At 62.6% G+C, this 22,033-nt stretch carries 20 protein-coding genes and 2 pseudogenes; 9 read left to right on the top strand and 13 right to left on the bottom strand.

Annotated features, from left to right (window positions below):
• Positions 1-2: 2 nt before the first annotated feature.
• Entirely contained in the window at positions 3-623 is a 621-nt protein-coding gene (locus tag CXY74_RS14985; protein WP_104201134.1) for a DUF6264 family protein, read from the bottom strand.
• A gap of 17 nt (positions 624-640) precedes the next feature.
• The gene (fbaA, locus tag CXY74_RS14980; RefSeq protein ID WP_104201133.1) at positions 641-1,666 is read right to left on the bottom strand and encodes a class II fructose-bisphosphate aldolase; all 1,026 of its coding nucleotides are present in this window, start codon (positions 1,664-1,666) and stop codon (positions 641-643) included.
• A gap of 208 nt (positions 1,667-1,874) precedes the next feature.
• On the opposite strand from fbaA, the gene glpX reads away from it, so the two are divergent.
• Positions 1,875-2,807 (top strand): class II fructose-bisphosphatase, encoded by a 933-nt coding sequence (gene glpX, locus CXY74_RS14975; protein WP_104201181.1) that lies wholly within the window; start codon positions 1,875-1,877, stop codon positions 2,805-2,807.
• Positions 2,808-2,926: 119 nt separating this feature from the next.
• Here glpX and rmuC read toward each other — a convergent pair whose 3' ends face one another.
• Positions 2,927-4,375 carry a DNA recombination protein RmuC gene (gene rmuC, locus CXY74_RS14970; RefSeq protein WP_104201132.1) on the bottom strand — a complete coding sequence of 483 codons (1,449 nt, stop codon included), beginning with the start codon at positions 4,373-4,375 and terminating at the stop codon, positions 2,927-2,929.
• Between the two features lie 74 nt (positions 4,376-4,449).
• The gene (locus CXY74_RS14965) at positions 4,450-5,064 is read right to left on the bottom strand and encodes an exonuclease domain-containing protein (RefSeq protein ID WP_104201131.1); all 615 of its coding nucleotides are present in this window, start codon (positions 5,062-5,064) and stop codon (positions 4,450-4,452) included.
• A 64-nt stretch (positions 5,065-5,128) separates the two neighbouring features.
• On the opposite strand from CXY74_RS14965, the gene ychF reads away from it, so the two are divergent.
• From ychF to CXY74_RS14950, 3 genes and pseudogenes are all read left to right on the top strand, one after another.
• A complete protein-coding gene (gene ychF / locus CXY74_RS14960; RefSeq protein WP_104128088.1) occupies positions 5,129-6,202 on the top strand; it encodes a redox-regulated ATPase YchF in 1,074 nt (357 codons plus the stop codon).
• A 94-nt stretch (positions 6,203-6,296) separates the two neighbouring features.
• A pseudogene (locus CXY74_RS18085) lies at positions 6,297-6,488 on the top strand (HigA family addiction module antitoxin); the annotation flags it as partial.
• A 76-nt stretch (positions 6,489-6,564) separates the two neighbouring features.
• A complete protein-coding gene (locus CXY74_RS14950; protein WP_092450349.1) occupies positions 6,565-7,446 on the top strand; it encodes a hypothetical protein in 882 nt (293 codons plus the stop codon).
• Between the two features lie 161 nt (positions 7,447-7,607).
• Here CXY74_RS14950 and CXY74_RS14945 read toward each other — a convergent pair whose 3' ends face one another.
• On the bottom strand, positions 7,608-8,219 hold the full coding sequence (locus tag CXY74_RS14945; RefSeq protein ID WP_233193426.1) for a hypothetical protein: 612 nt from the start codon (positions 8,217-8,219) through the stop codon (positions 7,608-7,610).
• Positions 8,220-8,594: 375 nt separating this feature from the next.
• On the opposite strand from CXY74_RS14945, the gene CXY74_RS14940 reads away from it, so the two are divergent.
• Positions 8,595-9,023 (top strand): hypothetical protein, encoded by a 429-nt coding sequence (locus CXY74_RS14940; protein ID WP_104201129.1) that lies wholly within the window; start codon positions 8,595-8,597, stop codon positions 9,021-9,023.
• A 99-nt stretch (positions 9,024-9,122) separates the two neighbouring features.
• Here CXY74_RS14940 and CXY74_RS14935 read toward each other — a convergent pair whose 3' ends face one another.
• Positions 9,123-9,356 (bottom strand): hypothetical protein, encoded by a 234-nt coding sequence (locus tag CXY74_RS14935; RefSeq protein WP_104201128.1) that lies wholly within the window; start codon positions 9,354-9,356, stop codon positions 9,123-9,125.
• A 256-nt stretch (positions 9,357-9,612) separates the two neighbouring features.
• Here CXY74_RS14935 and CXY74_RS18260 point away from each other — a divergent pair, with 256 nt between their 5' ends.
• On the top strand, positions 9,613-9,744 hold the full coding sequence (locus CXY74_RS18260) for a hypothetical protein (RefSeq protein WP_255408770.1): 132 nt from the start codon (positions 9,613-9,615) through the stop codon (positions 9,742-9,744).
• 35 nt (positions 9,745-9,779) lie between these two features.
• On the opposite strand, the gene CXY74_RS14925 is transcribed toward CXY74_RS18260, so the two are convergent.
• Positions 9,780-10,727 carry a superoxide dismutase gene (locus CXY74_RS14925; protein ID WP_104201180.1) on the bottom strand — a complete coding sequence of 316 codons (948 nt, stop codon included), beginning with the start codon at positions 10,725-10,727 and terminating at the stop codon, positions 9,780-9,782.
• 252 nt (positions 10,728-10,979) lie between these two features.
• On the opposite strand from CXY74_RS14925, the gene CXY74_RS14915 reads away from it, so the two are divergent.
• Complete coding sequence (locus CXY74_RS14915; RefSeq protein WP_104201126.1) at positions 10,980-11,654, top strand: SDR family oxidoreductase; 675 nt, start codon at positions 10,980-10,982, stop codon at positions 11,652-11,654.
• A 250-nt stretch (positions 11,655-11,904) separates the two neighbouring features.
• On the opposite strand, the gene CXY74_RS14910 is transcribed toward CXY74_RS14915, so the two are convergent.
• Complete coding sequence (locus CXY74_RS14910) at positions 11,905-12,741, bottom strand: hypothetical protein (RefSeq protein ID WP_146070160.1); 837 nt, start codon at positions 12,739-12,741, stop codon at positions 11,905-11,907.
• Positions 12,742-13,380: 639 nt separating this feature from the next.
• Between CXY74_RS14910 and CXY74_RS14900 the strand changes: the two genes are divergently transcribed.
• Both CXY74_RS14900 and CXY74_RS18460 read left to right on the top strand, forming a co-directional pair.
• Positions 13,381-13,950, top strand: a complete 570-nt coding sequence (locus CXY74_RS14900) for an HhH-GPD-type base excision DNA repair protein (protein ID WP_104201124.1) — start codon at positions 13,381-13,383, stop codon at positions 13,948-13,950.
• A 45-nt stretch (positions 13,951-13,995) separates the two neighbouring features.
• A pseudogene (locus CXY74_RS18460) lies at positions 13,996-14,163 on the top strand (DUF2461 family protein); the annotation flags it as partial.
• A 55-nt stretch (positions 14,164-14,218) separates the two neighbouring features.
• Here the strand turns inward: CXY74_RS18460 and CXY74_RS14895 are convergent.
• The 5 genes from CXY74_RS14895 to CXY74_RS14875 form a co-directional block, all read right to left on the bottom strand.
• A complete protein-coding gene (locus CXY74_RS14895; protein WP_104201123.1) occupies positions 14,219-15,022 on the bottom strand; it encodes a hypothetical protein in 804 nt (267 codons plus the stop codon).
• Between the two features lie 89 nt (positions 15,023-15,111).
• The gene (locus tag CXY74_RS14890; RefSeq protein WP_104201122.1) at positions 15,112-17,445 is read right to left on the bottom strand and encodes a hydantoinase B/oxoprolinase family protein; all 2,334 of its coding nucleotides are present in this window, start codon (positions 17,443-17,445) and stop codon (positions 15,112-15,114) included.
• A 50-nt stretch (positions 17,446-17,495) separates the two neighbouring features.
• Positions 17,496-19,622: a hydantoinase/oxoprolinase family protein gene (locus tag CXY74_RS14885; RefSeq protein ID WP_104201121.1), complete on the bottom strand. Its 2,127-nt coding sequence runs from the start codon at positions 19,620-19,622 to the stop codon at positions 17,496-17,498.
• Positions 19,623-19,624: 2 nt separating this feature from the next.
• Positions 19,625-20,080, bottom strand: a complete 456-nt coding sequence (locus tag CXY74_RS14880) for an acetone carboxylase subunit gamma (protein ID WP_104201120.1) — start codon at positions 20,078-20,080, stop codon at positions 19,625-19,627.
• A 46-nt stretch (positions 20,081-20,126) separates the two neighbouring features.
• The gene (locus CXY74_RS14875; protein WP_104201119.1) at positions 20,127-21,983 is read right to left on the bottom strand and encodes a hydantoinase/oxoprolinase family protein; all 1,857 of its coding nucleotides are present in this window, start codon (positions 21,981-21,983) and stop codon (positions 20,127-20,129) included.
• Between the last annotated feature and the right edge of the window lie 50 nt (positions 21,984-22,033).

The raw sequence follows: 22,033 nt of genomic DNA, 5'->3' as shown, positions 1-22,033 counted from the left end.
AACTACTGCTGGCTCAGGAAGTTGATGAGCGTCTGGTCGCCGAGCATAGCGGCGAGAATGAAGGAGAACAGCACAACGGTCGAGACGGCGCCCCCGATGATCGGTACGTAGAACGCTCGGCGGTGTCTCAGCAGCAGGCCAATCGATACCGCCGTGGCAGCCAGCCAAACGAACACCACGGCGATGGCCCCGACCGAGGTCAACGGGCCAATGTTGGCGGTGGGCGTGTAGGTTCCCAGCCCCTGCTGGGTGTAGATCAACTGCATGGCGTCGGGGAGCGCACCGAGTGAAAACGCGCCGTACAGGGTGGCCAGCAGTCCGAACGCCAGCAGCCCGATTGTCAACGGCCGGTCCCAGCGTGGCGCGGTGCGCTTGGCTGGCCAGGATGGTTGGCCCCGCTGGTACTGCTGTTCCGGGTGTGACGGAGCCGCCGGAATGACCGGCTGGTTCGCGCGTGGCGGCCCGCCCGCCCCGGCCCCGACAATGGGGGCGGGAGCGGGTTCAACCCCGGCTTCTCCTTGCGGAGGCTGCCAGGTCCAGCCCTCAGGGGCGAGTTCACCGTACTGGGGCCGTGGGCGTGGGTCTTTCGCGGGGGGTGGAACGGAGTCCGGGTTCTCTGACATTGCTCTAACTGCGTGCTCTAACTGTTTGAGTGCCCGGCTGAGCCGAGCTGACGGGTGGCATCGACAACGCGAGCGGCCATGGCCGACTCGGCCACCTTGCCCCACGCGCGCGGGTCGTAAACTTTCTTGTTGCCGACTTCGCCGTCGACCTTGATCACGCTGTCGTAGTTCTTGAGCATGTAGTCGGCGATCGAGCGGGTGAAGGCGTACTGGGTGTCGGTGTCGATGTTCATCTTCACAACACCGTTGGCGACGGCTTCGGCGATTTCCGCATCGGTCGAGCCGGAGCCGCCGTGAAAGACGAGGTCGAGCGGCAGAGCGGCAAGCCCGAACTTGGCGGAGAGACCGGTCTGGATCTCCTTGAGCAGTTCCGGGCGCAGCTTCACGTTGCCAGGCTTGTAGACGCCATGCACGTTGCCGAAGGTGAGGGCGGCCATGTAGCGGCCTTGCTCGCCGAGGCCGAGAGCCTCGACCATTTTGATTGCGTCGTCGAGGGTCGTGTACAGGTTCTCGTTCACGTCGGCCTGAACGCCGTCTTCTTCGCCGCCGACGGCGCCGATCTCAACTTCGAGGATGGCGTTGATCGCGCGGGTGCGCTTCAAAATGTCCATGGCGATGTCAAGGTTCTTGTCGAGCGCGATGGCTGAACCGTCCCACATGTGCGACTGGAAGATGGGGTTGCCGCCATCGGCAACCGCAGACTCCGAAGCTTCGATGAGCGGGATGACGAAGTCGCCGAGAGCGCTCTCTGCACAATGATCGGTGTGCAGCGCGACGGTGATCGGGTAGTTGTCAGCGACCGAGTGCGCAAAGCGGGCGAACGCAAGTGCGCCAGAGGCCCGGTTCTTCACGGTGTGCCCGGCGAAGTAGTCGGCTCCACCAGTGGTGACCTGAATGATGCCGTCGGATCCGGCCTCGGTCAGGCCCTGGAGAACGGCGTTGATGCTCTGAGATGAGGACACGTTGAACGCCGGGTAGGCGAACCCGCGGGTCTTCGCTGTGTCGAGCATTGCGGCGTACTGGTCGGGGGTTGCGATAGGCATTGCTTCTCCTCGAAACTGTGCGGGGGTGTGACCCGAGTCTAGCGATGCCCGGTTCGGCGTGGTCCCTCGCGATAGGGTGACTCGGGCGGACAATCCGCGCGACCCGCCGCGCATCCGTCGTAATCGAAGTCGAACTTACGTCCGGGAGGACCTTTTGAACAGCACCGAGACCGCCACTCTGTTTCAACACCCCGACCGTAACCTCGCTATGGAGCTCGTGCGCGCCACCGAGGCCGCAGCCATCCGTGCCGTACCCTTCATCGGCCGCGGCGACAAGAACGCCGCCGACAAGGCTGCCGTCGACGCTATGCGCGTCTTCCTGGGCACCGTCAACTTCGACGGCCTCATTGTTATCGGTGAGGGTGAAAAAGACGAAGCCCCCATGCTCTTCAACGGGGAGCACGTCGGCAACGGCCGTGGCCCCGCCTGCGATATCGCGGTGGACCCGATTGACGGCACGAGCCTCACAGCCGCCGGCCGCCAGAACGCGGTCTCCGTCATCGCAGTGTCGGACCGTGGCACCATGCTCGACGCCTCATCGATCTTTTACATGGACAAGATCGTCACCGGTGCGGCCGGTCGCGGCGTCGTCAGCCTGGACCAGCCGATCGCCGATAACATTCGCGATCTGGCGCAGGCTATGAAAAAGCCGGTCGGTGAAATAACGATCGCCGTGCTCGACCGTCCGCGCCACGCTGGCTTGATCGAAGCCATTCGCAGTGCCGGTGCTGGCACACGCCTCATGCTCGACGGCGATGTCGCGGGCGGAATCAATGCCGCCCGCTACGAGACCCGCATCGACATGTGCGTCGGTATCGGCGGAAGCCCGGAAGGCATCACCACGGCCTGCGCACTGAAGGCGCTCGGCGGCTATATGCAGGGACGTCTCGCCCCGAAGGACGACGCTGAGCGTGCCCGTGGCGTCGCGGCCGGGCTCGACATCGACAAGTTGCTGGAGATCGAAGACATGGTCAGCGGTGACAATACGTTCTTCGTGGCGACCGGTGTGACCGACGGCGGACTGGTCGACGGCGTGCGTCGTAAAGGCCCGATGATCCGCACTGAAAGCATCGTGCTGCGCTCGCGTTCAGGCACGGCTCGTCGCGTCATCGCCGAGCACCTCGCTGAAAAGTGGCTGTAAGCGCTTCAACCGGCATCTCGGGCCTCACCGAAACTGCACGCCTTGAATCTGTTCATTCAGATGCGAGGCGTGCAGTTTCGTGAGTCGCCTGCACGGCGCATGGTAGTGCGGAAACCGAGCTACGCGGGTACCTCGGAATCAGATTCGTCGACACCAGCGAGACGTCGGTTGATCACGCTGTGTTTAGCCTCGTTCAAGTCAGCGCCGTTCAAGTCAGCGCCGTCCAATCCCGGTGGAAGGTCCAGCGTGTCGCGTTCGGATGCTGACGCCTCGAACTCGGGCGCGGTCAGTTTGCGCGGGGAATCGTGGATGACGGTGGGTTCGGTGAGCAGCCCGATCTTGGTCTGGTCGATCCCGGGAAACTGCCGGGCGGTCACGAGCACCCGGGACTCCAGCGAGTTGGCGAACTTGTTGTAGCTGTCCACCGTGCGCTCCAGCGCTTTGCGCAGCGACTCGGCATGGCCTGACAACGCACCGAGCCGCTGGTACAGGGCATTGCCGAGGTCGAAGAGTTTCTGCGCCTCGTCGGTCACCGCCTGTTGCTGCCAGGTGAAAGCCACCGTCTTCAGCACCGCCCACAGATTCACCGGCGACGCCAGGGCCACTCGTTTACTGAACGAGTAATCCAGAATTGACGGGTCGGCCTCGAGCGCCGCTGACAGCAGGGACTCGCTCGGTATAAACGCGATCACGAACTCTGGGCTGGCATCGAAACCTTCCCAGTAGGTCTTCTTGGCGAGCGCGTCGATGTGCACGCGCACAGCTTTCACGTGCTTGTCGATCAGTAACTTGCGGCGGGCGCCTTCCTCGCCGGTGGCCGTGTAGGGAATGGTGCTCGCCTCGATATAGTGCTCGAGGGGAACCTTCGCGTCGATCGCGATCGACTTGTTGCCGGGCAGGCGCACGACCATGTCGGGCCGGCCGAGCCCGGCATCTGTCGAGATGTTGGTCTGCGTGTTGAAATCCACATACTGGGCGAGGCCGGCGGCTTCGACCACGCGCCGCAGTTGGGTCTCTCCCCACACACCGCGGGTGCTGTTGGAACGCAGGGCGCTCGCGAGCGATTCGGTGGTCACCCGTAGCTGTTGGTCAGAAATCTGGGCTTGCTTGAGTTGCTCCGAGAGTGATCCGTACTGTTCACTGCGCTGGGTTTCGAGCTCGGTGACCTTTTCCTGCATGGTGCGCAGGGTTTCGCGCACGGGGCTGAGGGCTTCGAGTACGAGGTGTTCGCGTTTCTCCCTCTCGGACTGCAGGTGTTGGTCAGAACGCTGCCGTTCGCCGGTTTCGCGCGCCGTGGCCCGGTCGTGCTCAATCTGCGCAGAGAGTCCGTCGACGGTGGCGAGGGCGGCCGACAGCTCACTCTGCAGTGCGGCGCGAACGGTGGCCTCACTCGCCCGAGCCTCGGCGAGGGCCACCTGATGGCGTGCCTCGAGCACGGCGGGATCGACAACGAGCGAGTCGTGGCCGGTAGCGCCCGCGCCGCGACGTTGTGCGAGCACCAGCGTGAGTAGGGCGCCCAACGCGGCGCCGATGACGAGACCGACAATCAAACTCAGCATTGGTTCCATGCTTTAAGTCTGCCAGTGCCCACCGACACCGCCGAAATGACACTCGGATCAGGCGAATTGCTGGCTTGCTCTGACTAGCTGAGCGCCATCGGACCGTGCGTGGACGCGTGCTCCCGGGTGGCTACCGGCCCAATTACGCCGACCTTGACCCGGGTCACATGGGCAAGCTGCTCAAGCGTGTCAACTTCGTGGCGCCCAGCCGCGTGAATCATGATGGCCGCACATGCCTCGGCGTCAGCGAGCGCATTGTGATGCGAGAAGTCCTCAAAACCGGCCGCCATGGCCGCCACCGGTAGCCGATACGACTCCAGATGATAGGTGCGGCGGGCCACCTGCAGGCTGCAGACATAGCGCAAGTCGGGCACCGGCTGGCCTGTCACGAGCGACGCCGTCTTGATCACGCCGAGGTCGAACCCGGCGTTGTGGGCCACGAGGTCGTCGCCGTCGACGAAGGCGACCAGCTGCGGAAGCTGCTCGGCCCAGGTCGCTGCACCCACGACATCCGCTGCGGTGATGCCGTGAATACGCGTGTTCCACTCGGAGAATTCATCGTGACCGGGAGGCGGGGCAATGAGCCAGTAGGCCGAATCGACGACCACGCCGTGACGAACTTTAACCATCCCGACGGAGCACGCCGAGGCGCCAGAAGAGTTGGCGGTTTCGAAATCGATCGCGGTAAAATTCAGCACACCTTATGCTCTCACGGGCCACCGACAGAGCCCGCGTCCCGAGCTGCCGGTAGAATAAGCTCTCGTGGCTCTTACTATTGCAATCGTCGGACTCCCCAATGTGGGCAAGTCCACCCTCTTCAACGCCCTGACCAAGAACAACGTGCTCGCAGCGAACTACCCGTTCGCAACGATTGAGCCCAACGTTGGAATCGTGAACCTGCCCGATTCGCGCCTGGCCGACCTGGCAACCATTTATGGCAGCAAGGCGCTGCTGCCGGCACCGGTTTCGTTCGTCGACATCGCCGGCATCGTTCGTGGTGCGAGCGAGGGGGAGGGCCTCGGCAACAAATTCCTCGCCAACATTCGCGAAGCGGATGCCATCGCCCAGGTTATCCGCGGATTCGCCGACCCCGACGTGGTGCACGTCGACGGCAAAGTCAACCCGGCCGGCGATATGGAAACCATCAACACCGAGCTGATCCTCGCCGACCTGCAGACCCTCGAGAAAGCCGTGCTGCGCTTCGAGAAAGAGGTCAAGGGCCGCAAGCTGGCGCCGCTCGTTCTGGAAACCGCGCTCAAGGCGCAGGCCATCCTCGACGGTGGCCAGCCGCTGTCCTCGGCGACGCTCGATATCGAGCCGATTCGCGAGCTTGGCCTGCTGACCGCGAAGCCGTTCATCTATGTCTTCAACGTCGATGAGGCCGTGCTGCAGGACCAGGCCAGGCTCGATACCCTCGCCGCGCTCGTCGCTCCCGCGAACGCCGTCTTCCTCGACGCCAAGCTCGAGAGTGAGCTCAGCGAACTCGACGCTGAAGACGCCGCCGAGATGCTTGCCTCGACCGGTCAGGCCGAGAGCGGCCTCGACCAGCTCGCCCGCATCGGCTTCGACACACTCGGCCTGCAGACCTACCTCACGGCCGGCCCCAAAGAGTGCCGCGCCTGGACCATCCACAAGGGCTGGACCGCGCCGCAGGCCGCCGGAGTCATCCACACCGACTTCCAGAAGGGCTTTATCAAGGCGGAGATCTTCTCCTTCGAAGACCTCATGGCCGCCGGTTCGATTGCCGAGGCTCGGTCCAAGGGCAAGGCACGCATCGAGGGCAAGGAATACGTCATGCAGGACGGCGACGTGGTCGAATTTAGGTTTAACGTCTAATCAGGCCGGCCAAGGCCGCTTCTTGCAGGTCGAGGAGGTCCGCCAGAGCCTTTTCTGATGGCCGAGGAGGCCCGCGAGGGCCGTCTCGAGCGCGGTGTCCGTCGGTGTGCCGCCTCGCCGCATCAACGAGGTCGTGCACGGCCAGCGTCGAATCACCGCGAACACGGCTCTCCGCCTGGCCAGGTACTTCGGCACCTCGGCGCAATTCTGGTTGACGTTGCAGGACCGGCATGACCGCGATGTTGCCGAGGATCGCATGGCTGAGCAGATTGCGGCAATCACTCCGCGCCGCCCGCGGGACAAAGACCCTTCTTTCGAGGCACGGCGAACCTGGTGGGCGGAGAGCGGACTAGCATTCGGTTATGCTCACGGTCGACTCGCTCAGGAACCTCCTCGCAACGGGCCGTTCGGGTGACCTTGCGGCCCGACTCGCTTCCGTTGAGCCGTACGAGCGCCGCGCGGCGTGCAAGCCCCTGGTTGGTCAGGCCAAGGCCATCCTGTGCGCGAGTTCAGCATCGACGGTGACTTCGTGGCTTCGCGATCTGCGAGCAGACTATCCCGGGGGGTACGCGCAATTCGTTGACGCCTGGACAGGGCCATTGGAACTAGGGCACTGGGATGCGGCGACCACCGTCCTGCTGGCCTCCAAAGTGCCCGCTCAGGCCGCGAAAGTCTGGCCGATACCAGAGGACCGTTCGTTTGCGCAGTGGGTGTACCCGGCCTTGTTCCCCAACGACCTCATCGCGTTCGTCGATCAATGGTCTTCGGATTTCGCAGCGAATCCCAAGAACTGGGACCGTAACCGGGGTCGGGCCGTGATGTATGAGTGGATTGAAGAAGGTCTCGTCGAGGCACCACATCATGATGGAGCTGTCTTGATGCTGATCAGCGGTTGGGCTGACAGGCCGGGGAAGCCGCTTTTGTACTGGCTGCTTGCGAGACCGAAAGTCACCAGGGTGCTCTTCGCTCGTCTCTTCACGACGCGTGGCATCAAAGGTGCTTCTTTGAGGCAGAGCGACCGGAGTGATGTCAACGATCCACTTCGAACAGTGGTCGTGCCCGGGCTCGTGGAGGCTGGAGTGTGGAGTCGGAGCTTCGTCGTTCAAGGCGTCGAGTCAGCCTTGAGAAGTGATCTGCCCGCCTACCAGCGCCGCTGGTTCGTTCAGCTCGGTGCAGACCTGGGTCTGCCGGCGGCGGGGACGACCGCACTCGCTCGCTCACCCGGTTCAGGGGTTGTTCTGTAACGTAACGTGGTGGAGTTCCGTTTCAACGTCTAGTTCAAGTGGATCCAGGGCTTGAAGCGGTGATGGGCGCCCGTGCCGGTCACCGCGCTTTCTCTGGCGAATCGTTGCTTCATTTGGCCAAAGTGGTCGCGGAAGCCTCGACGTACGTCATGATGCGAGCGCTAATTACAAAAGTCCGCGATTCGGCGATTTCGCGATGAGACGAACTCGATCGTTAGTCTCCGATAATCCTGATAGGCAGCCATCGTCCTCGGAAATGCGGGCGGGCGGAAGTCATCGAACGGCATCAAGAACCTGACTGCAGTGGAGTCTTCATTCACAAGATCTTGCAGGAGGAAAAATTTCACGTAGCCTTCGAAGCTTTCGAACAGAGCGAAGAAATCGGGATACCGGGCAAGCGTCTCACCGAGGGGGCTGCCCATGCCGAGGTAGTGCCGTCGTACACCTTCGAGGGTGAGATCGAGCCGATCGGCGATCTTCTGATTGAACCCGCGGGCACCGTTGATGGTCTGTTTACCGTCCACCTTATTGCCGGGGAAAAGCATCATCCCGCCGATTGTGTACCCGATGTCGTGGAACGACTTCCGTTCCACTTCCGGTATCTCGTCGATAATGTGCGCCATCCTGAACCAGCTGGCGAACGTGGGTATGACGGAATCACTCGCAAGGTAGAACTCGCCCAAGGCAGACTTGTGGTGCAGATACGCGTCCGGCGTGTGGTCGTCCAAGTCGAACAGAACGCCGCTGGGCAAGGGTTTGCTCCAGAGCTGCATGTGATAATAGCGAAGTGTTCGACTGTGCGTGTCAGGATCTTTTCCGCGAGCGTCGGTCCGCACGTCAAACGTCGTATCGATAGCTAAGTTTCGCCCCATGAACCCAAATCTTACTAAGCCTCGATCTACCGGTCCGCCTTGAGTGAACGGGGTCGCTGACTGCTGGGCGGTGTTTTGGTGGTGGGCACGGCGAAGTTGTCGGCCTTTGCTGCCGATGGTGTTCCGTGAGCTTCGGTGCCGTGTGGCGGATGGTCAGGTGGTGACGGTTTGCGGCGGGCCGCAGGCCGCCGCGAATGCGGCTGTCCGAGTTGCGACTCGGCATCGATAGCTTCGGCGGTCTGGCATCACTGCCGTGATGGATGCCATGCTCCAAACATGAGCAATTGGTGGCGCAGGACTCTCGGCATTGGGGTTGTTCTTTCAGTGAGTGTCGGTCTCGTCGCGTGCTCGGCGACGTCGGCGACCTCGGTTCAGGAATCCCCGAACGGCCGGTTGATTGCCGTCTCCGGGCAGACGAGTGACGTTCAAGAGCAGGCGCTCGCGGAGGGAACAGTCGCGTGGGGGCGTGGCGATTGCATGGTGGTCGAAGCAGAAGAGACCTACCTCATCGTGTTCCCACAGGGCACGACTATTGGCGGCAGCGATGAGGTGATTCTTCCCGACGGCTATGTCATCAGCGCTGGCGACGAGGTAGGACTCGGGGGCGGCTTCCACCCGGTTTTCACAGCGAGTGAGCTCTCGGCGACGCTAAGGGCGTGCCTGACCGAAGAGGTGTTCTGGGCAAGCGGCGAGGTGGCCGAGTAATCTCGACCACTGGATAGCGCCCTCACCCACATGCGCGAGAGGGCCGCCCATCCCAGATCTATCCTCTCGACGTGACTGCGTGGAATTTAAATTCAGTGTCTAGTTCTGAGTGTGCATGCCCCTATCGGGCTCGAATGCCGCAGGGGACTCCCTATGCCGATTCCAGAGTTCGAACCAATCCGTGGAGCCGGTCAGCTCGATTCCGTCGTCGAGATATGACGACCATCGGCGCGTCTGATCGTTGGCGTCGATCAGCGGGAGGAACAATCGAAGCATGGGAAAACTGGCATATCGATCCGGGACGAGATCGCGCGCTGGCGTGATGTCGCTCATTCTCGTTCCGCCTCCCGAGGGCCCCAAGATGAATCGACGCAATTCACGGGCCGTGGCTGACGAATACCGTGCCGCTGAGGTCGTACTGCGCGCTGGTGAACCGACTACTGTCGTAACGTTGCCTGGTGGCGCAACGTGGTGGAGTTCCGCTTCAACGTGTAGAGGGCATGCCTGTCGCGACAAGAAAGATACGGTCGGGGTGCCGATCGTGATCGGTGGTGCCGCATCCCTTCCAAACGACGTGGTAGGTGTCAGAGTGAAGACGGGTCCGCGTGGTCGGGCCGGGATCGAGTCGATTCTGACGCAGAGCGGAGTTCCCGTCGGGGTAGCGGCGTTCATCGGACGTGACCGCGCCAAGGTGGCGGGACTGCCACCTCTGGGTTCGTGAGCTAAACGCTGGGGATGTGCGTCTGCAGGCGGTGGTTACCGATCGATGCGCACCACCGAGTAGGGAGTGTCGGGCGCCGGGGGAGTGCCGAAGCGGGCGTTCGGGAGGTAGAGCCCGTTGCCAAACCTCGCGATCGTCGTGGGCACCTGGAAGTCAAGGTCCGTGTACCGGTCGATGAGTTCGCCGCTGGTCCCGGCTGCATTGAGGCGGATCACGGCTACGGTGTTCAACTGATTCTGCACGACGTACAGGGTGCGCCCGGCGACGAGCAGCCCGTCACCGTTGGGGAGCAGGACCCCACCCAGATCAACGACCGCGGCGACGCCGGTCTCGGGGTCGACGCGGAACAGAATGCCCGTGGACGACTGGATGACCAAGAGCGCTTGATGGTTGGGGGTCTCCGCGATGCCGTTCGCGTTGAAGCCCGGCTGCTGCATCCAGCTGCCCGACAGGGGGACGACTTCGATCGCATCCGCTCCAGGGAGCGCGCCGCCCGGTCCGAGGGGGAGCTTATAGAGCTGCGCTTGTTGGCTGTCGGTGAACCATGCGGCGTCGCGAGTCAGAACGACGTCGTTCACGAACGTTGGCGCATCGGTGAGGGCGTAGCTCTGCAGGAGGTCGCCCGTGACGGCATCCACGACCCGCGCCTCGCCGGTGGGCCCGCCCGCGATGAAAAGCCGACCGCGGTTGTCGATTTTCAGGCCGACCGACGGAGTGCCCGGGCCTTCGAGGGTCGTGATTTCCTCGCCGGTGCGCACGTCGAAGACGTAGACGTCGCCGTCGGCGAGTGAGCCGACGTAGGCAGTGCCGCGCGGGCCGATCGCGATTCCCTCGGGCTGGAATCCGTTGGGAAGCGCGATGACATCCTCGAAATGACCGGGCTGTGGCTGCGGTGCGGCGTGGACTGCGGGTATCCCTGAAACAAGGAAGAGAGCACCCAATGCGGCGGCGGACAGTGTGCGTGTGACGATGCGACTGATCATGGCGATCACAATAGTCCGGCTGGGGCGCTGCCAATAGGCCTGATCGGCCTCGGGCGAAATTCACCGGCCGGTCGCGGTTGTGGCGTCGTGAGCGTGTGGCGTCGCTGGATCCACGGATTGAACGGGTGGCGCTCAGAAAGCTGAGGCAGTTGGGTGCGGCAGAAGTGCTCGACGACTTGACTACAGATTCAACGTTTAGACTGGAACCTTTCGCGTTAATCATCACAGCAGCATCAACCGAAGGAGACCATCGTGCCTGTCATCGCCATCATCGGAGCCGGACCGGGACTCGGAGCAGCAGTTGCGCGAAGGTTCGGGAGCGAAGGCTATTCAATTGCTCTGATCGCCAGGAACCAGTCGAAACTAGACGCTATGGCTGCCGAGCTCACCGCTGCCGGCTTCACCGCGAGTGCTTACGCTGCGGATGTCCGCACGCCGGCGTCGCTCGAAGCTGCCCTTGCGAACGCCGCGGCAGAGCTCGGGCCCATCACCGCGCTGCAATATAGCCCGCTTCCGTCACGCGATTACCTGAAGCCGGTGCTTGAGATGACGCCCGAGCTAGCGTTAGAGGCACTGCAGTTCTCGGCCCTCGGGCTCATCCACGCGGTGCGAGCAGTGCTTCCGGCGATGCGGCAGGCAGGTAGCGGCAGCATTATCATGATCAACGGTGGAACCTCGGTCAAGGCTCGCGCCGGCTACGCCGGCACATCGGTCGCCTTCCCGGCTGCAAGCGCCTACGGCGAGATGCTTCACGAAGCCCTCGAGGATGAAGGTATCCGGGTCAACCAACTGGTGATTCCCGGCGGCATCCCACAGCTTCAGCTTGCCAACGGCATCGACGGGGTCGCCGATCGCATCTGGGACCTCCACACCGTGGCCGGTCCGTTCCGCACCATGCTCATCCCGCTTGAGGACGGTCGGGAGTAGGGCGGAGGCTACCCTCGCTCTCAACTGGACTGTAGGACGAGAGCACAGTCATTTATCTGACGTTGATCGGTGACGAAACATGGTGGAGTTCCGTTTTAACGTCTAGCCCGCTCCGGGTTGGGCATGACAACGGTCGAGAGCTATCCAGCCGACCTGATGGAGGAAGTGGGACACATCGTCATGTCGACGGTGTGGGTCGAGGACGAAGCTGGTGAGGTGATCCAGTTCGTCCCGACGTTCGGGGGCGCGGCTATGTCAGCGAGAACAAGTCGCTGGGGGCGATGATGTTTTCGATGATGCCGGTGTCCCGGCCGGTGAAACCGATTACACCGTAGGTCATCGACAGTCCGTAATCAGGAATGACGCCTGAAAATGACGACGGCATGTCGAGGGTGACAGAGTCGATCCCGAAGGTTTCGTCATAATGCACTTGATCGGCAGGCTTGCCGTCAACTGTTGAATCGAAGTCCTGACCGGTCTGGTTGCCGTTGACATCCTTAATTGCGACACCGTTGGTGGCCATGGTTCCGGATGCTCTGACCATAAAGGCGGGATTGTACGGGCCCGGCCGCGGATTAAAGTCTGCGTCAGGACGGTTCACCCCAATCGTGAAGCCGTTCCATTCCGTGAGGTCGGCCTTTGGGTAGTGTGTGGACTCTTCCACCGATTCTGACGTCGGCTCGCCGAGAAGGCCCCTGAGTACGGCCACAGCTGCGTCCCCATCGCTCTGATAGCTCAGCGATGAGAGAACCGTGCCGTCGATTGTGACGATATCGGTGGCTTCGGCGCCGATGATGATGGTTGCCGGCAGCGCAGCAGGTGTCGCCGATGGAGTGGGTTCCGGTGTGTGTGTTGCTGCGCCGGTTGCAACCGGTTTCGGTGACGATGCGGCGTCATCGCCTTCGCCCTGTCCGGTGCCGCATGCGGTAAGGGTGAGCAGGGCGGCCGCCGCAATGACGGTCAGAGCCAGCGGACGACGCATTACAAAGTCCTTCAGATTGTGGAGTTGCGGATGGTCGAATCCTACTTCCTCCTCGCACGGCCCCGGTCGGTTTAAGGGATCCGAACATAGCCTCCGTGCATTCACGCCCCCAGAAGAGGTGACACGGGGCGTCCGAAACGTCCCCTGCAGAGGCTCTGGTTCCCGGGTGCATTCACCCCATAATTCATCAAGTCACGACTCTTCGTTCACCCGTGATAGAGCGCAACGTCGAGTCTGCGGTGAGAGGCGCTGGACGGAACTGAGTGCTGGTATCCATCAGTCAAAGCGCGCCCATTGATCCTATGCTCCTATTTGCTATATTTCGGACGGGTAAAGCCTGGCTGAGGGTGCTTGGAGTCGATCGTTGGTACCAGTAAATAGTTAGTAAACACTAATCGTTGTGAAGTTCTGCTCCAACGTCTGAGCCTGTCGGGAAACTACTGGCTTGTAGCGCCTGTTACGGGTCTCTTTGGCGCCTGCCACGGAGAGATCAGATCGAAGCTCTTCGACAATCTGTTGCGGTCGGCCGCACCGATCAATCAACGACGACCAGTCGTTTGTTGAATCGGTATCGGAACCGTGGGACGAGTGAACCAGGGAGAGATCTGGACCGTCGCTGGAGGCGTCCAGGCCGCGAAGCCTCGCCCCGCGGTGGTGTTGCAGGATGATCGTTTCGACGGCAGTGGTGAGCGTGCTCGCTAGGCGAACCGGATCAATGGGGGAGCACGGTGGCACAATGGGCGAATGACCACCCTGCACCTCACCGGCGATGCCGCCGCCGATACCCTCCTCAGCGAGAATTCGTTCGCCCTGCTCGTGGGCATGCTGCTCGACCAGCAGATCGCCATGGAAACCGCCTTCACCGGGCCGGCCAAAATTCGTGACCGCATCGGCGCGCTCGACCCGGCCGCGATCGCCGGCTACGACGCCGGCGCCTTCGTCCTGGTGTTTCGCCAGTCGCCGGCCGTGCACCGTTTTCCGGGCTCGATGGCCAAACGCGTACAGGAAGTCGCCGCGGTCATCGTGAGCGACTGGAACGGCGACACGACGTCGATCTGGACCGCTGATGACCCGACCGGCCCCGAGGTCCTGCGCCGGCTCAAGGCGCTGCCCGGGTTTGGCGAGCAGAAAGCAAAGATTTTCCTCGCACTCCTCGGCAAACGACTCGGGATCGACGCGGACGGCTGGCGTGACGCATCCGCTCCCTACGGCGAAGACGGCGCGTACCGGTCGGTGGCAGACATCGTCGATCCCGAGTCAGTGACCCGGGTGCGCGCGACCAAGCGGGCCGCGAAAGCCGCAGCGAAAGCGTAGCCTCGCGTGGTGAGCCCTCATCCCAGTGGATAGACATTCGACAGTCTCGATGAACTCGAGCATCGCAACGAACGCAAATGGTTTCAGGAACACAAACCGATCTACGAGGTCGAGTTGACAGAGCGGATGCTTGCCGTCATCGCAGCACTCAACGTGGCCTTCGCTGCCCCGCTCGAGCAGAAAGCGGCCACTGGCCGGCGGCGCTCGGCCTGAGTCACCAGTGACGGATTCGTGCCGGTCGCGATTTTCGCGACCGCCGGCATCCGTTTTAGACCAGTGTCGAAATGCGGCTCAGTACCCGCTCCGGAACTGCCTGGCGCGGCACCTCGCCCACCAGAAAATCACCGACCGGCAGGGTGTCGGTGTCGTTCGACCAGAAATCCGTGCCGATCACCGCTCCGTGGAGCGCACTTTTGTGCAGCTCGACCCGATCGTCGTGCCGCTGGCCGAGCGCCCACTGGTAGTGGTCGGTCACGTTGGTGATCGGAGAGTACGTCGACAGCGGTATCGGTTCGCTGCCGAGAGAGGGTTCGCGGTCGTCGAGCAACACCGCGATCAACGGCAGCGCGGCGAATCCGCGCAGCCAGTCGGCGACGTACATGGAGGCGTTTTCGGCAGTGTCGGCGTCGAGCCCTGACACGTCGGCCGACCCCGAAAACGGATGCGTTCGCGCCAGCCACTGCATAGGCGACGGAATCTGCAGCACGACCGGCACCCGCTGAGTCTGGCTCAGCACGGTGACCAGTTCGATCACGGATGCTGTCGTTTCGGCATCACCCAGCAGGGTGCGGAGGGCGTAACCGGTGCGGGACTTGGCGCCCATGGCGGCTTGCAGAGCGGGATCAGATGCGACCCGGTGTGCATAGAACCGGTCGAGACTGACCAGCGCCAGATCGGACTTGAGAACGCCCTGAACCTGGCCGAAGAAATTCGCGTACGCCATGGGTTCCTGCCACGGCACGGGCTTACCCTGCAAAAAAACGGATTGGGCATAATCGTGACTGTCCAACACCACAGCCCGACTGCGGCCCGAGGGTGGCTCGGCCAGAAGCTCATGTAGCGAAAGTGTCATGGTGTCTCCCTGTGATCGATTAAAAGGGTGACCCGTGGCTGCGAGGCCGCCAGGAGACGACCCCGCAGCCACGGGTCAGAAAGGACAGGTCAGGATTTGTGCACGGTCTCTTCGCCGTATTTCTGCTCGAGTTCACGTACCCGCGCCTCGAGCTTGCTGATTTTCAGTACTCGGCGGTCAGGAACCATGATGAGTGGCAGATCTTTGATCTTGCCCTTGACTCGCTCGGGCTCGATTTTGCCCCAGTGCGTCGCCAGCAGTTCCTCGTTGTTGTCCTGTCCCCACGAACCGTAATAGAGCAGGTCCTTGGGCGGCTCTTCTTGAACGAACTCCGCAACGAACTCCTTGTACGGCTTTCCGCGGCTGATCCGATCCTGGCGCATCTGTGCCCGCAGCAGGTTCGTTTTTTCTTCGTGCACCACGAAGGTGTCTGCTTCCCAGACCACGCCGTAGATGTTCGTGGCGACGTGGGCCGAGATCCGGTCCAGTTCCAGGTCAGTCACGACGAGTTCGGGGTCGCGCTCCAGCACGTCGCCGTAGCCGCCGCCGGCGCCTTGGGCGATCATGTACAGCTCGCCCTCCTTCGCCACGTCGAACTGCAGTCCCATGTGACCGGACTGGTAATCGCCGCCCGCAAAGGGCTGCTCGTTCATGACACGTTCCATCGACAGGTTGAACTGCGAGGGGTCTTTCTTGATGATGTCGTAGATGTTGATGTTTTTGACCATGGCCAGGGGGTACGTCGGGCATCCGTACCCTCCGAACATGCCCGGAACCGAGGAGAACTTCGATCCAGAGGTGACGGTCATGAAACCCCAGCTCGGTGTGCCGCGTGAGGCCACCATCATCTCGTAGCCCATACCGCCGCGAAACTTCCCGAAGCCCTGGTTGTCGCGCACCAGCCGCTTGCTGACCAACTGCAGAAACGGAACCTCCTCTTCCATGACTTCCTGTTCGCCGAGGTCGGCCATGGCGCAGAATAACGGCGCTACGGCATTTTCACCGTCGCGGAACGCCTTCGCGCCGCCGCCCATGCCGTTGAGATCAGCGCACAGGTTGCCCACTTGTTCACCGTTCTGCGTGGTGCCGCCCCAGAGAAAATCGTTGATCTGGTTGAACCAGGGCGCGACGACGTTCGAGTATTTCTGCGGCGATGAGAACTGCATCTTGGCGAAGGCCGACTGTAGGGCGGAGAAGCCGCGGAAGGATGCCTGCAGCGACTGGCCGACGGGCGCGTCGTACCCGGCATCCGCCCAGGTGTGTTCCTCCGTGATAATTTCAATCGGCGACAACGCTCCGGTGCTGCGAGGCAGGTCGGGCCACCAGTACGAGAGAACTGCCTGGGACATGAAGGATTTCGTTGACGCGAGCGGTGAGTTGAGGGCCCGATTGAGAATCTCGGGGCCGGTGCCGGTGAGGTCGATAATCATCCGTTCGCCCGTGACGGTGATCTTGCAGGCGAACTTGATCAGAATGTTCTCCTTGAGCGTGGAGTCCACGAACTGATTGAAGGTGACGGTGCCGTCGGGCAGCTCGGCGATGCGCCGGCGCACCTCAGTCTCGACGTCCTCGACGGTGACGCGAAGCGACGCGACGAAGGTCTCCTGTCCCACCTCGTCGATGAGCCGGTCGACGGTGTCCATGATGCGCCGGGTAGCGCCCATCTTTACCTTGATGTCGGCGAGCATGAGCTTCGGGTCGCGCGTGGAGTGCTGCAAGAACGTGAGCAGGTCGCGACGTAGATGGCCCTTCTCCACGATCTTGATCGGCGAGGCCCGCAGACCGTCATCGAATGGTGACTCCGAACCCGACGGCATGCCACCAGGTTCGCACGCTCCGTTCTCGCCTTCGTGGATGGTCGCACCCACCCAGGCGATGATGATTCCGTCGCGCATGACCGGCACAAGCATCGACTGGTCGGTGTTGTGCACCATGCCGTAGCGGGAGTCGTTGTGGAAGAAACCGTCACCCGGGTTGATGCCGACGGTGGGCTCATCCTTCCAGTTCTTCATGATGTAGCGGATGGGGTGGTGCAGCACCGCAGAGAAGGCGATCACGCCGCGGTTGGAGAGATACGTGACATCGCCCTCTGCGGTGTAGACCGCGCAGGAGAGGTCGGCCCACTTCGCTCCGGGAGCCGCGCCCATGCTTTCGCACATCTCGAAGGCCTCATCAAGTGCACCGGCCAGGCGTTTGCGAATCCGGTCGACCTCGAGCGGGTCGATACCCTGCGCGATGCACTCCTCCTCATAGGCGGTGCGCGGCATGATCTCGTGAGTACGCATGATGGCCGGATCTGGTCCGAGAAAAAGAGTGGTCTCGTCCATGAATTTGTCGACCCACTGCTGTTCCTGGTCGGTGAGTAGCTGGGACGCGTCGGCGTTTCCGCTGGTGGGCACGAACTTGTCGGTTGTCAGTGTCATGGTTCAAGCTCCTTTGCTTGTGTGAAGTGTTGCGAAGGTGAGAAAAACGGTCAGTCGCTCAGTAGCCATACCGCACCCTGTCTGGTCGGTTCCAGCCGCCAGCCGGGCTCGACCAGGTAGGTGGTGTTCTCGGTCGTGACGATCGCCGGTCCGTGGATCACGTATTCGTGTTTGAGCGCCTCGGCGTCAAAAACGGGGGTGTCGACCGCGCCGGCGATACTCGTGAAATGCACCGACCGATGCGAGACCGGTTCCGGCTTGATCTTCTCCCCGCCGGTGTGAATCGACTCGAATGCAATGACTTCGCCCTCGATATAGGACGCTACGCGAATAGTCTGCGCACGCACGCCCGCCTCCGGCGCCTGGGTGCCCTCGCCGTAGCGTTCGCCAAAGAGATCGGAGAACGTCTTGATCAGGTGCAGCACGTCGGCGACTCCATTGACCCGGTTGATGGTGAAGGCGACGGCCGTGGTGACGAGCTGGTTGCCGTAGCGCATGTCCATTTCGAGGCGGTAGCGCACGTCGGCGCGGTCGTAGCCCTGGCGTACGAGGTCTTCGGCGCCCTTCGCTTCGAGCTCCTCGATGTACCCGTTGAGCGCCTCGTATTGGGTGTAGAGGCTGCGCTTGATCGGTTCGTAGAGCACGACGTAGGCGCTGCGTTCGTGAATGTGCAGCGGACGCATGTTGCCGGCCCCGAGCGCGGAGAACACCGAGGCGAACGGCGGAAACAAGATACGGCTGATGCCGGCGCTCGCCGCGATGCCGCAGGCATGCAGCGGGCCGTTACCGCCGTAGGCGAGCATCGTGTAGTCCTCGATCAGCCCGCCGCGCGAGCGCAGCTCCTTTTCGATGCCGATCGCCATCTGTTCGTCGACAGTCTTCTTGATCACCTTGGCGACCTCGACCGCGTCCAGGTCGAGCTCGTCGCTGAGCGTCTCATCGATGACATAGATCGAGCGCTTCTTGTTGAGAGTGATGTGCCCGTTGGCGTAGTTGTCCGGGTCGAGATAGCCGAGTACCAGGTCGGCGTCGGTGACCGTTGGGCGCAGGCCACCGCGGTCGTAGCAGGCCGGGCCCGGGTCGCTTCCGGCTGATTCCGGCCCGATCTGGAGGGCATGGTGAATGCGGTTGTAGGCGGCGATAGATCCGCCGCCGGCGCCGAGCGTGTTGAGGTGGATCATCGGCGCGGAGACCATCCAGCGACCAATGGTGGGCTGGAAGTCGTAGTGCCGTACGCCGCCCTCTGGCACCAGGCCGATGTCGAACGAGGTGCCACCCATATCCATTGACACTACGTCGCCGAGGCCGGTCGACTCCGCGAGGTGCTGGGCCGCCCCGACACCGGCGATCGGTCCGGAGTGAATCGTCTGCAGGGCATCCGTGGAATTGGGCTGCGCCATACCGCCCGAGTTATGGATGACCAGCATCGGCTTCTCATAGCCGGAGTCGCGCAGGTTGTTGGAAAGCTGGTTGAGCGCATGGAACATGGTCTGGTGCAAAAAAGCGTCGACGATGGTGGCCATGGCCCGCACATATTCACCCTTGCGCCCCGATACCTGGCTGCTGAGTAGCACCGGAATAGACCCGAGCTCGTGCGCGGGGTACTCATCGAGGATGATTTCCAGAATGCGATCCTCGTGCACCGAGTTCTCGGTGGCGTTGGTCAGGGCAATGACGATGGCCTCGGCGCCGTTGTCGACGAGTTCGCGCACCTGGGTGCGCACGTCGTCGTACATGATCGGCACGAGCACCTCGCCGACCGAATCAATGCGTTCCTTCACCGAGCGGATGAGCTGGCGTGGCACGAGCGGTTCGGGACGTTGGGCGTCCGGCATGTCGCCCTGCTTGGCCCCGTCGAGTCCTTCGCCGTAGCCGCGGCCGCGGGAGAGTGGGATGGTGTCTTCGAAGCCGTGGGTGACGATTGCCGCGACCCGTGGGCCCTTGCCCTCGATTAGGGCGTTGGTGCCCAGCGTCGTGGCGTAGCGCACCGAGTCGACCTCTTTGAGGGCCGTCTCGCGGCTGATACCAGCCCGCTCGCAGGCCCGGTCCAGGGCTTCGTTGAAACCGAGCGCTAGGTTGTGGTGCGTGGTGAGCGCTTTGGATTCGATGTAGACGTCATCCCAGACGAAGAAACAATCGCTGAACGTGCCGCCGATGTCTACCGAGATTCGTTTCACGGTCAGTGTCCTTCGTTTTGGCGCGAGTGAGCGTGGGGTGCCACGGAGTCGAACCGGGCGCTGAGGTCGGCCTCGGCGTTTTCGCCAGGACCATAGTTGACGACCTCTTCGGGGTTGCCCCCGTGGGCATTCCACTTTTCGCGCAGCGAGTCGATGTCCCACAGCATGTCAACGGTCGGTGGATGGCCCGGCGGCAGATATTCGGCTTCGATCTGGGTTCCGCAGGTGGGGCAGTAAAACTCCAGGATGCGGCAGAAGGCGGGATCGGGAGAGAATGTGAATTCGTATTTCTCCGGGGCGATCACGGGAGGATGAATCTCTTGGGGGTCTCGGTCGTAGACCAGGGTGCCCTCTTTATAATTGCCACGAGCATCGCCGAAGTCGTGGGCGCAGACGCGGCAGATCCATCGTTCCGTGTCGAGGTCGATGAGCAGGTATTCGGTCATGGGAACGCGCATTTTGTTTGTACCTTCCTTGGGAAACAAAGTGGGTTGAGGTATCGGGTCAGAGCGTGTCGGCAAGTTGCAGGTCGCCGGCGGTCGAAACCGTGAGAGTCCAGCCGAGCGGCACCCGCGCGGTGAAGAACGGGCCCTCGACGATGGCCGGTCCGGCTGCCGTCGCACCGGGCTTCTGCTCGTCGAGGTGGTAGACGGCCACGGTGTCAATCTGGGTGGGAGTAGAGCGCACCTGTCGGGTTCCGGCGGCGACGCCGACGCTCGCTGTAGCGGGCGCTCCGCTGGCAATTTCCGGGTGCGGCAGTCGGAAGGTGGCTTTGAGGGCGAGGATCTCTTCGCCATCTTCGACCCGGGTCGACCAGTCGAGTTGGCACTCGCTCAGGTCGTGTCCTTCCTGAAACATGTCCTTGCCGGCATCCGCTTGCAGTGCGGTGCGTACTGCACCGATCTCGGCCGGTGAGAAGCTGGTGACGTTGGCTTCGTAGGACTGCGCGATGTCGGAGAAGCTGATGCCGTAGGCGGAGAACACTGCTGCGAGTCGCGGTACGAGTACCTGGCGCACGCGGGCTATGCGCGCGGCGCTGCAGGCGTTCATCGGTCCGCCGCCGCCGAACGCGGCGACCGTGGTGTCACCGGTTGCACTCACAAGGTCGGCGAAGGAGCGCGCCAGGTGGCTGGAATAGCTCGCTTCCATGAGAATCAGAGCCTCCTCGAGGCTGATCCCGAGCGGGTCGGCGACGGTCTTGATGATGACCGCGCGCGACCGCTCAGCATCCAGTGCCATCTCGCCGTTCAGGTAGGTGGCAGGGTCGAGCACACCGAGCAGCAGGTTGACGTCGGTGATCGTGGCCGAGGTGCCGCCGAAACCGAAGCAGGCTGGTCCGGGCGCTGCGCCCACGCTTTCCGGCCCGACGGTGATCCCGCCGTCGTGGACGGCGATGATCGAGCTGCCGCCGACTCCGGTGGAACGCACGTTGCTCATCTCGTAGGAGATGTCGACGCCCTGGATCGATCCGCGCCGGTCGACGGCGATCGTGGAGTTGGCGACGGCTCCGACATCCGTTGTCGTGCCGCCGACATCGATCATGAGCACGTTGTCGAGACCGTAGGCTTCGGCGAGGGCACGCGTACCCTCGAGCCCGCCGCGCGGTCCGGAGGAGTAGGTCTTGAGTGCGACCGACTTGGCGACGCGGGAGGAGGCGCCGTCGTTGCGGTAGATCAACAGCGGGTTCTTGACCTTGTAGGCGCGCAGCCGGTGTTCGGCGCTGTAGAGAAAACGCTCGACCGTTGGATGCAGGAAAGAGTTCAGAATGCCCGACCAGACCTGGCGCTGCCGGGAGGTGTCTGTGGCGAACTCGCGGGAGAACAGGATCGGGACCGATCCGAGCAGGTGCCGCGGAAAGTTCTTTAGCATTGTTCGTTTGAATAGGTGCTCGCGTTCGGCGCTCTGGCCGGCGACGACGAGACGTTCGGCCCCGGCGGTGGTCAGCCGGTTGATTTCGGCGACGAGCTGCTGGGCTAGGTCCTCCGGGGTCCCGGCGGCGGCGATGATGCCGACGCGGGCGCCGATCAGATCGTTGAAGAGCCCGGCCGTCTCTTCCGAGTTGCCGAGCGAGTCTGGCAGAGCGGGATCGTCGGTGATCAGGCCGATCAGCGGGCCCTTGCGTTGCACGAGCGCGTTGGTGCCCTGCGTCGATGAATAGCGGATGTGCTGGGTCGAGTGCAGCAGACCGGCAAGGTTGGCGTCACCATAGATCTGCGCTGACGCCTTCGTCATGGCGTCGAAGAGACACTGGGACAGGTCGACCGGGGTGGTGAGGGTCTTGGTGAACGTGAAATCCGTGCCGCTGGCGACGACAATGTCGGTGAGGGTTCCACCATTGTCAATGTTGATCAAACGTTCCATGAGCGCTCCTTTGCGTTGCAGTTGTGAGTGACCGAGGTTCCCGAGGAAAC

Source organism: Cryobacterium sp. Y29 (assembly GCF_002929825.1).
Lineage (GTDB): Bacteria > Actinomycetota > Actinomycetes > Actinomycetales > Microbacteriaceae > Cryobacterium.
This window is presented reverse-complemented; position numbering and strand designations above follow the sequence as displayed.

What these genes read in the sequence shown, in the direction of transcription:
- CXY74_RS14880 (WP_104201120.1), bottom strand. Translation starts at nt 20,080, where the DNA reads ATGCGCGTTCCCATGACCGAATACCTGCTCATCGACCTCGACACGGAA.
- CXY74_RS14935 (WP_104201128.1), bottom strand. Translation starts at nt 9,356, where the DNA reads ATGAGCGACATCACGCCAGCGCGCGATCTCGTCCCGGATCGATATGCC.
- CXY74_RS14900 (WP_104201124.1), top strand. Translation starts at nt 13,381, where the DNA reads ATGACCACCCTGCACCTCACCGGCGATGCCGCCGCCGATACCCTCCTC.
- glpX (WP_104201181.1), top strand. Translation starts at nt 1,875, where the DNA reads ATGGAGCTCGTGCGCGCCACCGAGGCCGCAGCCATCCGTGCCGTACCC.
- CXY74_RS14890 (WP_104201122.1), bottom strand. Translation starts at nt 17,445, where the DNA reads ATGACACTGACAACCGACAAGTTCGTGCCCACCAGCGGAAACGCCGAC.
- CXY74_RS14895 (WP_104201123.1), bottom strand. Translation starts at nt 15,022, where the DNA reads ATGACACTTTCGCTACATGAGCTTCTGGCCGAGCCACCCTCGGGCCGC.
- rmuC (WP_104201132.1), bottom strand. Translation starts at nt 4,375, where the DNA reads ATGGAACCAATGCTGAGTTTGATTGTCGGTCTCGTCATCGGCGCCGCG.
- CXY74_RS14945 (WP_233193426.1), bottom strand. Translation starts at nt 8,219, where the DNA reads ATGCAGCTCTGGAGCAAACCCTTGCCCAGCGGCGTTCTGTTCGACTTG.
- fbaA (WP_104201133.1), bottom strand. Translation starts at nt 1,666, where the DNA reads ATGCCTATCGCAACCCCCGACCAGTACGCCGCAATGCTCGACACAGCG.
- CXY74_RS14875 (WP_104201119.1), bottom strand. Translation starts at nt 21,983, where the DNA reads ATGGAACGTTTGATCAACATTGACAATGGTGGAACCCTCACCGACATT.
- CXY74_RS14985 (WP_104201134.1), bottom strand. Translation starts at nt 623, where the DNA reads ATGTCAGAGAACCCGGACTCCGTTCCACCCCCCGCGAAAGACCCACGC.
- CXY74_RS14925 (WP_104201180.1), bottom strand. Translation starts at nt 10,727, where the DNA reads ATGATCAGTCGCATCGTCACACGCACACTGTCCGCCGCCGCATTGGGT.
- CXY74_RS14950 (WP_092450349.1), top strand. Translation starts at nt 6,565, where the DNA reads ATGCTCACGGTCGACTCGCTCAGGAACCTCCTCGCAACGGGCCGTTCG.
- CXY74_RS14940 (WP_104201129.1), top strand. Translation starts at nt 8,595, where the DNA reads ATGAGCAATTGGTGGCGCAGGACTCTCGGCATTGGGGTTGTTCTTTCA.